Below are 12,478 nucleotides of genomic sequence, written 5' to 3'. Positions count from 1 at the left end.
AACGATATTCCATGGCTTACAGGGGTGGAAACCCAATGTTTCAGCAGAAAAAGGACTGGGAAACACGCGAGAACGCATTTGCTGCTTTCTCCATGGGGCCGCTGACCGATTTCTGGCGTCAGCGCGAAGAAGCCGAGATCATGGGCGTGGACAATGTCCCGGTTCGCTTTGTGCGTTTTCGGGACAGCAAAAACGATCGCGTGATCGTCGTGTGCCCTGGCCGTATTGAAAGCTACGTCAAATACGCTGAACTGGCTTACGACCTGTTCCATCAGGGTTTTGATGTCCTGATTATCGACCATCGTGGGCAAGGGCGGTCCGGGCGTTTGCTGTCGGACTCGCATCGTGGCCACGTTGATCATTTCAGTGATTATGTCGACGATCTCGCCGCGTTCTGGCAGCAGGAAGTGCAGCCAGGTCCGTGGCGTAAAAGGAATATTCTTGCGCACTCTATGGGCGGCGCGATCGCCACGCTGTTTTTACAGCGCTATCCCCATCATCAGTGCGACGCCATTGCGCTCTCGGCGCCCATGTTCGGCATCGTCATGCGTTTTCCGGACTGGATGGTGCGCCATATTCTCGACTGGGCTGAGGGCCATCAGCGCATTCGCGAAGGCTACGCGATCGGTACCGGGCGCTGGCGCGCGTTGCCCTTTGCGATCAACGTGCTCACCCACAGTCGGCAGCGGTATCGCCGTAATTTGCGTTTCTATGCCGATGAACCGCGTTTGCGCGTGGGCGGCCCAACGTATCACTGGGTCCGTGAAGGCATCCTCGCGGGTGAGTCTGCGCTGGCAGGCGTGGGTGACGATAATACGCCGACATTATTGATTCAGGCAGAAGAGGAGCGTGTGGTGGATAACCGCATGCATGAACGCTTTTGCGAACTGCGCGCTGCGGCGGGTCACCCTTGCGAAGGGGGGAAACCGCTGATTATAAACGGTGCGTTCCATGAGATCCTTTTTGAAAAGGACGCCATGCGCTCAGTCGCGCTAAACGCCATTGTTGAATTTTTCGACAGGCATAACTGATTTCCTATTGAGGTTAAATTTCCCTATGTACCAGGTTGTTGCATCTGACTTAGATGGCACGTTGCTTTCCCCCGATCACACCTTATCGCCGTACGCGAAAGAGACCTTAAAACTCCTGACCGCGCGCGGCGTGAATTTTGTCTTCGCGACAGGTCGCCATCATGTTGACGTCGGGCAAATCCGCGACGGCCTGGAGATTAAGGCGTACATGATCACCTCCAACGGTGCGCGCGTGCACGACACCGATGGCAATTTGATTTTCACTCACGATTTGGATCGCGATATCGCCGCCGATCTGTTCGGCGTTGTGCATGACAACCCGAATATCGTCACTAACGTCTATCGCAACGACGACTGGTTTATGAACCGTCATCGCCCGGATGAGATGCGTTTCTTCAAAGAAGCCGTGTTTAACTACACGCTGTATGAGCCCGCGTTGCTGGAGCCGGAAGGGATCAGCAAAGTGTTTTTCGTCTGCGAAACCCACGAAGAGCTGCTGCCGCTGGAACAGGCGATTAACGCGCGCTGGGGCGATCGCGTGAACGTTAGCTTCTCCACGCTGACCTGTCTTGAAGTGATGGCGGGCGGTGTGTCTAAAGGCCATGCCCTGGAAGCGGTTGCCAAACGCATGGGCTTTGAGCTGAAAGATTGCATCGCCTTTGGCGACGGTATGAACGACGCTGAAATGCTCTCCATGGCGGGCAAAGGCTGCATCATGGAAAACGCGCACCAGCGTTTGAAAGATCTGCACCCGGAGCTGGAAGTGATCGGCACCAACGGCGACAACGCCGTACCGAATTATCTGCGTAAGCTATTTCTTGAATAATTGTCATAACGTCGCGACTGACTAATTAACGCTCAGTTGTCAACCGAAGAGTCCGCTACAATGCCTGTCCTTCTTCCTGAGAGACAAGCATTGTGGCGCTACTCATTATCACCACTATTCTGTGGGCCTTCTCGTTCAGCCTGATCGGTGAATATCTTGCCGGGCATGTCGATAGCTATTTCTCCGTGCTGATGCGCGTAGGGCTGGCGGCGCTGGTGTTCCTGCCATTTCTGCGTCTGCGCGGACAAACGTTCAAAACCATTCTGCTGTATATGCTGGTGGGCGCGATGCAGCTCGGCATTATGTATCTGTTCAGCTTCCGCGCGTATGTCTATCTGTCGGTCTCAGAATTCCTGCTGTTCACCGTGCTGACGCCGCTCTATATCACGCTCATTTATGATTTGCTGAGCAAGCGACGCTTACGCTGGGGCTACGTGCTGAGCGCGCTACTGGCCGTGGCGGGCGCAGCGATTATTCGCTACGACAAAGTGAGCGATCACTTTTGGACCGGGCTGATGTTCGTTCAGCTCGCTAACATCAGCTTTGCGATTGGCATGGTTGGCTATAAACGCCTGATGGAAACCCGGCCGATGCCCCAGCACAATGCCTTTGCGTGGTTCTATATGGGGGCGCTTATTGTCGCGGTTATAGCGTGGCTCATGCTGGGTAATCCGCAGAAATTGCCGACCACCACGGTGCAGTGGAGCGTGCTGATTTGGCTGGGCGTGGTCGCGTCGGGGCTGGGCTATTTTATGTGGAACTACGGCGCTACGCAGGTAGACGCCGGAACGCTGGGCATTATGAACAACGTTCACGTGCCCGCAGGCCTGCTGGTGAACCTGGCCATCTGGCAGGAACAGCCGCACTGGCCGAGCTTTATCATTGGGGGAACGGTGATCCTGGCTTCACTGTGGGTGCATCGCCATTGGGTCGCTCCGCGCTCCGAACAAACGGCAGATGGTCGCAAGCGTGATTCCGCGCTGAACGAATAAACGCTTCCGTGACCGGCTGACGCTGCTCGCCATCGCGCACGGCGGAGTACAGCCGGCTCCATAATCCCTCACCCAGGGTTTTGGTGACCACCAGACCCTGGCGCTCAAAACTCTCTACCACCCAGTGCGGCAGCGCCGCAATACCCATTCTCGCCGCCACCATCTGAATCAATAGCAGCGTGTTATCGACGCTTTTCAGGTTCGGGCTGATGCCCGCCGGCTGCAGGAAATGCCGCCAGATATCCAGACGACTGCGCTGCACCGGATAAATCAGCAGCGTTTCGGTCGCCAAATCTTCCGGTGTGACGCGCGTTTTCGCCGCCAGCGGATGATCCGGAGCCAGCACCAGGCGCACTTCATAATCAAACATCGGTGAGTAGTGCAGCCCGCTGCGCGGCAGAATATCGGACGTCATCACCAGATCCAGTTCGCCCTGCTGAAGAGACGGCTGGGGGTCAAACGTCATGCCCGATTTAAAGTCCATCTCCACCTGCGGCCAGTGCTGGCGGAAATTCTCAAGCGCAGGCGTCAGCCACTGAATACAGCTGTGACACTCAATGGCGATGCGCAATTTCGTTTGCTGCGGCTCATTGCAGGACTGCAGCGCGGTGGCGATCTGCGGCAACACCTGATTGGCGAGCTGGAGCAAAATTTCCCCCTGCGGCGTAAAGCGCAGCGGCTGACTCTTACGCACGAACAGGCGAAAGCCAAGGCGTTGTTCCAGATCGCTGAACTGGTGTGACAGCGCGGATTGCGTCTGATGCAGTGTAGCCGCCGCCGCAGCGAGCGACCCGCAATTCCGCAACGCTTGTAGCGTTTTCAGGTGTTTTATCTCGATCATGAAAGTCCTTCACTTCGGCATGAGTATTTTGCGCTTGAGGAATATACAGTAACCGCCAATTATGGATGTGTAAACATCTGGACGTCCAAACTCGTCATATTTCGACTTGCAGATGCGTTGGCGTCCTCGCTTACCCCAGTCACTTACTTCAGTAAGTGACTGGGGATGCGCTGCGGGGCCGCCTTCCTGCCAGCCGAACTATTTAGAGTTTGCCTTCAGATTCAATGAATTCTTAGAGGAATGACACATGACTGTAATCAACCACACTCTCGGTTTCCCTCGCGTTGGCTTGCGCCGCGAACTGAAAAAAGCACAAGAAAGTTACTGGGCGGGTCAATCCACCCGCGAAGAGCTGTTGGCCGTTGGCCGCGAGCTGCGTGCTCGCCACTGGGATCAGCAAAAACAGGCGGGGATTGATCTGCTGCCGGTGGGCGATTTTGCCTGGTACGACCATGTTCTGACTACCAGCCTGCTGCTTGGCAACGTGCCGGCTCGTCATCAGAACAAAGATGGATCGGTGGATATCGACACCCTGTTCCGCCTGGGCCGTGGACGTGCGCCAACCGGCGAGCCAGCGGCGGCGGCGGAAATGACCAAATGGTTTAACACCAACTATCACTATATGGTTCCAGAGTTCGTGAAAGGCCAGCAGTTCAAACTGACCTGGACGCAGCTGCTGGATGAAGTTGACGAAGCGCTGGCGCTGGGCCACAACATTAAACCGGTTCTGCTCGGGCCGGTAACGTATCTGTGGCTGGGTAAAGTGAAAGGCGAGCAGTTTGACCGCCTGAGCCTGCTGAACGACATTTTGCCGGTGTACCAACAGGTGCTGGCTGAACTGGCAAAACGCGGCGTTGAGTGGGTACAAATCGACGAACCCGCGCTGGTGCTGGAGTTGCCGCAGGAATGGCTGGATGCGTTTAAACCGGCTTACGACGCACTGACGGGCCAGACCAAACTGCTGCTGACCACCTATTTCGAAGGCGTCACGCCGAATCTCGATACCATCACCGCGCTGCCCGTGCAGGGTCTGCACGTGGATCTGGTTCACGGCAAAGATGAGGTGGCTGAACTCAACAAACGTCTGCCGTCCGACTGGCTACTGTCTGCAGGCCTGGTGAACGGGCGTAACGTCTGGCGCGCCGATCTGACCGAGAAATACGCGCAGATTAAAGACATCGTCGGCAAACGCGATCTGTGGGTTGCCTCTTCGTGCTCTCTGCTGCACAGCCCGATCGATTTGAGTGTCGAAACGCGACTGGATGCAGAAGTGAAAAGCTGGTTCGCCTTCGCCCTGCAAAAATGTGAAGAGCTGGCTCTGCTGCGCGATGCGCTGAATAGCGGCGACACCGCGAAGCTGGTCGAGTGGAGTGCGCCGATTCAGGCGCGCCGTCATTCGACTCGCGTGCATAATGCGGCGGTCGAAAAACGTCTGGCGGCGATCACCGCGAAAGACAGCCAGCGTGAAAACGCCTATGAAGTGCGTGCCGAAGCGCAGCGTGCGCGCTTCAACTTGCCTGCGTGGCCGACCACCACTATCGGTTCATTCCCGCAGACCACTGAAATCCGCGGCCTGCGTCTGGACTTCAAAAAAGGCAATCTCGACGCCAACAACTACCGCACCGGCATTGCGGAACACATCAAGCAGGCGATTATTGAGCAGGAACGTTTGGGTCTGGACGTGCTGGTGCACGGCGAAGCCGAGCGTAATGACATGGTGGAATACTTCGGTGAGCACCTCGATGGTTTTGTGTTTACCCAAAACGGCTGGGTGCAAAGCTATGGCTCCCGCTGCGTGAAGCCGCCGGTCGTGATTGGCGACGTCAGCCGTCCGGAAGCGATTACCGTGGAGTGGGCGAAGTACGCACAGTCTCTGACCGACAAACCGGTGAAAGGCATGTTGACCGGCCCGGTGACCATTCTTTGCTGGTCATTCCCGCGAGAGGATGTGACGCGTGAAACCATCGCCAAGCAGATTGCGCTGGCGCTGCGTGACGAAGTGGCGGATCTCGAAGCCGCAGGAATCGGCATCATCCAGATTGACGAACCGGCCCTGCGCGAAGGCCTGCCGCTGCGCCGTAGCGACTGGGATGCTTACCTGCAATGGGGCGTGGAGGCTTTCCGCATCAACGCCGCGGTGGCAAAGAACGACACGCAGATCCACACTCATATGTGTTACTGCGAATTTAACGACATCATGGATTCCATCGCAGCGCTGGATGCCGACGTGATCACCATCGAAACTTCGCGCTCCGATATGGAACTGCTGGAGTCGTTCGAAGAATTCGACTATCCGAACGAAATCGGTCCGGGCGTGTACGACATTCACTCTCCGAATGTGCCAAGCGTAGAATGGATCGAGGCGTTGCTGGCGAAAGCCGCTCAGCGTATTCCGGCAGAGCGCTTGTGGGTGAACCCGGACTGCGGCCTGAAAACCCGTGGCTGGCCGGAAACCCGCGCCGCGCTCGCGAATATGGTGAAAGCCGCGCAGAACCTGCGTCAGGGTTAATTGCCCGAATGACCCTCTCCTCTTTGGGGAGAGGGGAAACAGGCGGCAGGGGGCGAAAACGCCAGCCCTACGCCTGACCTTCCATCAATCGGCTAATATGAATGCTCAGCCAGGTCAGTTCATCTTTTGGCAGCGTGAGTTGATATTTTTCCTGCACATAATCGCGAATCACCCACGCCACGGTCATGGCATCCGGGCGATGGCGCATTAATTCCTGATAAAAATCCTCGGTCTCGCTGACCACAATTTTCCCGGTTAACACCCGCTCGGCAAAGTAGCGTAGATGGGTAATAAACCGCATGTAGTTGACCGACTGCGTATCAATGGCTTTGCTCAGTTTATAGCGCACGATTTCGGCAATGCGATTGACCAACTCAACCTGCTGATGCGCCGAACTGTCGTCAGTCTGACCGCTGGCATTAATCAGGTGAAAAGCGATGTTCACCGCTTCGTCCTCCGGCAGGTCAACGCCAAACTGCGCGTTCACGTTTGCCCGCGCCTGCATCCCAACGCTGTATTCTTGCGGGTAGTAGCGCTTCACTTCCCAGCTCAGCTTATTGAGAATCACCTGCCCGCTGCGGCTGCGTTCTACCGCAAAGTGCAGATGCTCCGCGAGGGTGAAAAGCAGCACTGAGTTGAGTTTGTCGCCGCAAAGCGTGCGGGCGAGCGTCAGAATCTCGTGGCTTATTTCAAAGAATGCCGCAGGAATGGTGTCCGTGAGCGATAAAAAGTGACGGGACTTGAGATCGCTCAGCGGCAGGAAGACTTTCTCCACCTGCGTCAGGTCGATTTGGCTCCCCGCTTTCGCGCCAAAGCCAATCCCTTTGCCAAACAAAATCATCTCCCGCTGATCGTTGTCGACCAGCAGCATGCTGTTATTGAGCGATTTTTTTATCGTAATCACGGTTATTCCTGCGGCCTGGCCGTTTAGCTCATGTCAGCGCCATTGCTGGCGATCACTTTCTGATACCACCCAAAAGAATCTTTTTTCAGGCGCTTCAACGTGCCGTTGCCTTCATCATCCTGATCGACATAGATAAAGCCATAGCGCTTGGACATCTGCGACGTGCCTGCGCTAATAATGTCGATGCATCCCCAGGTGGTGAATCCCATCACATCCACCCCTTCATTGATAGCCGCCAAAGTTTGCTCGAAATGGGCGCGGAAATAGTCGATGCGGTAGCTGTCGTGAATCTTGCCATCTTCAACGATATCCTTCGCACCCAGCCCGTTTTCAACGATAAACAGCGGCTTTTGATAACGGTCGTACAGTTCGAGCAGGGAAATTTTTAGCCCGACCGGATCGATTTGCCAACCCCAATCAGACGCAGGCAGATACGGGTTTTTCACCCCAAGAATGGTGTTACCCGGGATGCGTTCAACGTCCGGCTGCGTCGATTCGGTCAGCGACATGTAGTAACTGAACGAGACGAAATCGACGGTATGATCTTTTAAAATACGCTGATCGTCGGCTTGCATTTCAATCTGAATATCGCGGCTCGCCAGATCGCGCAGGATCAGCGGCGGATATTCCCCGAAGACCTGCACATCCGCATAGAAATAGTTTTCGAGATTCTTTTTCAGCGTCGCCTCGACGTCTTCCGGGCGGCAGCTGTGCGGATAGGTGGTGAGTTTGGTCAGCATACACCCGACCTGGCTGCCAGGGATTTTGGCGTGGCAGTCACGGGTGACCAGCGCCGAGGCGACAAACTGATGATGCAGCCCCTGATAAATATCCTGTTTCGCTTTGCCCGGCGCGCTTTTCTCCTCGCGGATACCGGCGGTGGTAAACGGGTGGCGGTGGATGCTGTCGATTTCGTTAAACGTGAGCCAGTAGCGCACCAGATCTTTATATCGGTCGAAGCAGACATTGCTGAAGCGCACGAACGCGTCCACCACGTTGCGGTGCACCCAGCCGTTATATCGCTCACTCAGCGCCAGCGGCATTTCGTAGTGAGAAAGCGTCACCAGCGGCTCGATGTGATGGCGACGCAGTTCACGGAACATCTCTTCGTAAAATTGCAGGCCCGCTTCATTCGGCGCCGCGTCTTCGCCGTCCGGGAAAATACGTGACCAGGCAATGGACACGCGCAGCACTTTAAAGCCCATCTCGGCAAACAGCGCGATATCGTCTTTATAGTGGTGATAGAAATCGATGCCACGACGTTTCGGGTAAAGTGTGTCGTTTTTGCCTTCAAACGCATCCTGAATATTTTCATCCGTCAGCGCCATGTGGCCGTCATAATCTTTCAGCGACAGATTGGGTTTCCAGGTGATGGCATCCGCCACCGACGGTCCTTTGCCATCAACGTTCCAGGCCCCTTCGGCCTGATTAGCGGCAATTGCGCCGCCCCATAAAAAACCTTTCGGAAACGGGAGGGATTTATCCATTACACGGACTCCTTTAGCGTCATGATGATGTGAGGATTTGGATTGTTGTCGTCGTGGCTTTGTGGCGTGAGCGAGAAACGTTCGCCGTTAGTGACCACCATTATCACCACCGGATCGAGACCTGCTGCGGTGAGGGTATCAAGAGAAAATTCAATCAGCGTTTCGCCGCTTTTGACGTGTTGGCCTTCCTGCACTTTTGGGGAAAACCCTTCGCCTTGCAGCTTGATGGTGTCGATCCCGATATGGAAAATCAGTTCCACGCCCGCGTCGGTGAGGAGACTCAGCGCGTGGCCGCTCTCAAACACGTTAACGATGGTGCCGTCCGCCGGGGCGCGCAGCACGCCCTGAGAAGGGACAATCGCGATACCGTCACCCATGATTTTGCGCGAGAAAACATCGTCATTCACGTTTTCCAGCGCAATGATTTGCCCTTCTATCGGACGGGTGAACGTCAATTCTTCGGTTTGCTCAGTCACTTTGTCGCGCCACAACAGCAGGGCGCTGATAAAGGCGATGGCGAATGACAGACCCGCACCGGCAAACGCCCACAGGATATTCAGTGGGTTATCTGGCGAGACGAACATGGAGATACTGGCGAGGCCTGGCCCTACAATCGCAAAGGCTTCAACCGCCATCCAGCCGATAAAAGCGCCCCCCACGATGCTACCGAGGATCACGCTGTAGAGCGCTTTTTTATTCAGCAGCGTGACGCCGTAAAGTGCGGGTTCCGTAATGCCAAATAGCGCGGAAATGCCCGCCGAAAACGCGGTCGATTTCAGCACTTTGTCTTTGCTTTTCAGCGCAATGGCCAGGCACGCGCCCGATTCCGCAATGTTGTGCGCCAGCGACGCGGGGAGATACAGCAATTCGCGGCCAAACTGGCTCATGGATGCCACGGCGTAGGGCAGCATCGGTTTGTGCATTCCGGATGCGACCATAAACGGCAGGGCGGCGGCGAGTAATCCTGTCGCCACAAACCCTAATTTCCCGTAAAGCCACAGAATCACCGTTGCCAGGCCTGCGCCGAGTTCATAGCCCAAAGGCCCCAAAATCAGCAGCGTGACGGGAACGGTGACCAGCAACGACAGCATTGGTGAAAGGAAAATGCGCAGCGCGCCGGGTGAGTAACGGTTGAAGAACTTTTCCGTCTGGGCATAAAACAGCACGCACAGAATGGCCGGGAAAACCTGCGAGGCGTAGGCCACGTTGCGCAGATCGAACGACATGAATTCTGCGCCATCGGCCAGCTGTTTGGTCATCGCCGGTAATACCATAACCGCAACGGCAGAGACGGCAACCAGCACGTTGACCTTGAGCTTGGTTGCGGTGGTGATAGCCACCAGGATTGGCAGGAAATAGAGTGGGGCAGAGCCGATATTATCCAGCACTTTGTACGTGGAGCTGTCGCGGCTGAGCCAGCCCACGACATCCAACAACAGCAGCAGTGATTTCAGTACGCCGCCGCCAGCAATGGCGGGAACCAAAGGCTGGAAAACGCTGATCACAAAATCAACGGCTTGCGCCCAGCGGTTGGGTTTATTGGCGTGTGGGTGGGCACTTCCCTGCGTCGTGCCGACCAGAGAACGCACCGCCTCAAAAACCTGAACCACTTCATGTCCGATAATCACCTGGCACTGTACGTTGACGCGCACGCCCAGCACGCCGTCAATTTTCGCCAGCGCGGTTTCATTCACTTTGCTGTTGTCATACAGGCTCAACCGCAAACGGGTAGAGCAATGTTCGATATGTTCGATATTCTCAGCGCCACCCACATGGGCGATGACGTCCAGTGCTGTCTGCAAATGATTCATGTCTGGCCCCTGTCTCCAGAGCAAAAAAAAAGACCTGAAGCCCATTTCTCCTGGGGAGGAGAAATGGGCTTCAGGTCTTGCCTACGGAACGTAGTAACACGCCTGTACTTTTTATATCGGCCAAAAGCTGTTTAAAAGTCAAACAACCGTTGTGCTTCGTGCGCTAAATTGTGAGCGGCTTAACCCTTTTTCGCGCCATACAGCCGGAACCACGCCAGCATTCGCTGCCAGCCGTCTTTGGCAGACTCTTCGTGATAGCTTGGGCGATAATCAGCATTAAACGCATGTCCAGCCTCCGGATAAACCACGATTTCTGCTTTGGCATTCGCGGCACGCAGCGCCTGACGCATGGTCTCCACGCTCTCCAGCGAAATCCCCGTGTCTTCGCCACCGTAAAGGCCAAGAACGGGCGCGTTGAGATCGACCGCGATATCCACCGGGTGCTTGGGTGAATTCAGCGTTTTTTCGCCAACCAGCTTGCCGTACCAGGCCACGGCGGCTTTCAGCTGCGGATTGTGCGCGGCGTAGAGCCAGGTGATACGTCCGCCCCAGCAGAATCCCGTGACCATTAATCGATGCGCATCGCCGCCGTTACGCGCCGCCCAACTGGCGACATGATCGAGATCGGCCAGTACCTGCGCATCCGGTACTTTGCTGACCAGATTGCTGAACAGCGTGGGGATATCACCGTATTCATTGGGGTCGCCCTGACGGAAGTACAGCTCCGGCGCGACGGCCAGATAACCCTCCAGCGCCAGGCGACGGCAGACGTCCCGAATATGTTCGTGAACGCCAAAAATCTCCTGAACCACAATGACAATCGGCAAAGGCCCGTCCGCATCCTTTGGACGCGCGTGATACGCGGGCATGTTTTCACCCTGCGAAGGGATCGAGGTTTCGCCTGCCGTGATGGCGTCTTCAGACGTTGAAACAATGGTTGACGCGAGAGGGGCGGCGGCAGGTGCAAAATTCGTTTTTTGAGTCATGGTATTCTCCGTACCCGTTGGTGCAAATAAATATAGACCTCAAGTTAACAATTCACAGTGCCCGAAACGGGCTATCTTTTGTGCAGTAGTAAACGATATAACTTGTTAGTGTGATGCATGTCACTATTTTATGGTAATTAACTGCAATCATTTTCATTCGTGGTGAGGTCTGTCACGAAAATGTACCCGGTGCTTCTGTAAAGTACCGTTTTACTTCTTCTGACAACCCGACCCACAGAGGAGTCACCTATGTCTAAGTCTGATGTTTTTCATCTCGGCCTCACTAAAAACGATTTACAAGGGGCTACGCTGGCTATCGTCCCTGGCGATCCTGAGCGTGTGGAAAAGATCGCCGCGCTGATGGATAAGCCGGTCAAGCTGGCTGCGCATCGCGAATTCACCACCTGGCGTGCTGAGCTGGATGGCAAAGCGGTTATCGTGTGTTCGACCGGTATCGGCGGCCCGTCTACTTCTATCGCTGTTGAAGAACTGGCGCAGCTGGGCATTCGTACTTTCCTGCGTATCGGGACAACTGGCGCTATTCAGCCGCACATCAACGTCGGCGACGTGCTGGTGACCACGGCTTCTGTGCGTCTGGACGGTGCAAGTCTGCACTTTGCGCCAATGGAATATCCAGCTGTAGCGGACTTTGAATGTACCACTGCACTGGTTGAAGCCGCGAAATCCGTGGGCGCAACGACCCACATCGGCGTGACCGCCTCTTCTGATACCTTCTACCCAGGCCAGGAGCGTTACGACACCTTCTCCGGTCGCGTAGTGAACCGCTTCAAGGGTTCGATGGAAGAATGGCAGTCCATGGGCGTAATGAACTACGAAATGGAATCTGCAACGCTGCTGACCATGTGCGCAAGCCAGGGTCTGCGTGCCGGTATGGTGGCGGGTGTTATCGTTAACCGCACCCAGCAAGAAATTCCAAATGCAGAAACCATGAAGAAAACCGAAAGCCATGCGGTGAAAATCGTGGTTGAAGCGGCTCGCCGCCTAATCTAGTTTCCCCTTTCAGATAAAAGGCCGACGCGTTCGGCCTTTTCTTTTTGCGTAGCGCCTCGCAGGAAACCCCTTTCAAACTG

10 protein-coding genes are annotated in these 12,478 nt (G+C 55.5%); 5 read left to right on the top strand and 5 right to left on the bottom strand.

Annotation, left to right across the window (positions count from 1 at the left end):
* Positions 1–35: 35 nt before the first annotated feature.
* The 3 genes from pldB (at position 36) to AC07RN_RS20295 (ending at position 2,849) form a co-directional block, all read left to right on the top strand.
* Entirely contained in the window at positions 36–1,031 is a 996-nt protein-coding gene (pldB, locus tag AC07RN_RS20305) for a lysophospholipase L2 (RefSeq protein WP_478337156.1), read from the top strand.
* Between the two features lie 25 nt (positions 1,032–1,056).
* Entirely contained in the window at positions 1,057–1,857 is an 801-nt protein-coding gene (gene yigL / locus AC07RN_RS20300) for a sugar/pyridoxal phosphate phosphatase YigL (RefSeq protein ID WP_015960930.1), read from the top strand.
* Positions 1,858–1,949: 92 nt separating this feature from the next.
* Positions 1,950–2,849 (top strand): carboxylate/amino acid/amine transporter, encoded by a 900-nt coding sequence (locus AC07RN_RS20295; RefSeq protein ID WP_478337155.1) that lies wholly within the window; start codon positions 1,950–1,952, stop codon positions 2,847–2,849.
* Here AC07RN_RS20295 and metR read toward each other — a convergent pair.
* Complete coding sequence (gene metR, locus AC07RN_RS20290) at positions 2,737–3,690, bottom strand: HTH-type transcriptional regulator MetR (protein ID WP_015960928.1); 954 nt, start codon at positions 3,688–3,690, stop codon at positions 2,737–2,739. The genes AC07RN_RS20295 and metR overlap by 113 nt on opposite strands.
* A 247-nt stretch (positions 3,691–3,937) precedes the next feature.
* Here metR and metE point away from each other — a divergent pair, with 247 nt between their 5' ends.
* Positions 3,938–6,199 carry a 5-methyltetrahydropteroyltriglutamate--homocysteine S-methyltransferase gene (gene metE, locus AC07RN_RS20285; RefSeq protein WP_478337154.1) on the top strand — a complete coding sequence of 754 codons (2,262 nt, stop codon included), beginning with the start codon at positions 3,938–3,940 and terminating at the stop codon, positions 6,197–6,199.
* A gap of 67 nt (positions 6,200–6,266) precedes the next feature.
* Here metE and AC07RN_RS20280 read toward each other — a convergent pair whose 3' ends face one another.
* The 4 genes from AC07RN_RS20280 to AC07RN_RS20265 all read right to left on the bottom strand — a co-directional run bounded on the left by AC07RN_RS20280 (position 6,267) and on the right by AC07RN_RS20265 (position 11,387).
* On the bottom strand, positions 6,267–7,103 hold the full coding sequence (locus tag AC07RN_RS20280) for a PRD domain-containing protein (RefSeq protein ID WP_449553773.1): 837 nt from the start codon (positions 7,101–7,103) through the stop codon (positions 6,267–6,269).
* 23 nt (positions 7,104–7,126) lie between these two features.
* The gene (locus tag AC07RN_RS20275; protein WP_478337153.1) at positions 7,127–8,590 is read right to left on the bottom strand and encodes a glycoside hydrolase family 1 protein; all 1,464 of its coding nucleotides are present in this window, start codon (positions 8,588–8,590) and stop codon (positions 7,127–7,129) included.
* Positions 8,590–10,401, bottom strand: coding sequence for a beta-glucoside-specific PTS transporter subunit IIABC (locus AC07RN_RS20270; protein WP_449553771.1), 1,812 nt, complete (start codon positions 10,399–10,401; stop codon positions 8,590–8,592). Before AC07RN_RS20270 ends, AC07RN_RS20275 begins: the two co-directional genes overlap by 1 nt.
* Positions 10,402–10,580: 179 nt before the next feature.
* Positions 10,581–11,387: a dienelactone hydrolase family protein gene (locus AC07RN_RS20265; protein ID WP_478337152.1), complete on the bottom strand. Its 807-nt coding sequence runs from the start codon at positions 11,385–11,387 to the stop codon at positions 10,581–10,583.
* A 249-nt stretch (positions 11,388–11,636) separates the two neighbouring features.
* Here AC07RN_RS20265 and udp point away from each other — a divergent pair, with 249 nt between their 5' ends.
* Entirely contained in the window at positions 11,637–12,398 is a 762-nt protein-coding gene (udp, locus tag AC07RN_RS20260) for a uridine phosphorylase (protein ID WP_015960922.1), read from the top strand.
* Positions 12,399–12,478: the final 80 nt, after the last annotated feature.

The sequence above is a fragment of the Lelliottia sp. GFLA7 genome, assembly GCF_056490165.1.
Note: the sequence above shows the minus strand (reverse complement) of the source record. Positions and strands in the feature narration are given on the sequence as shown.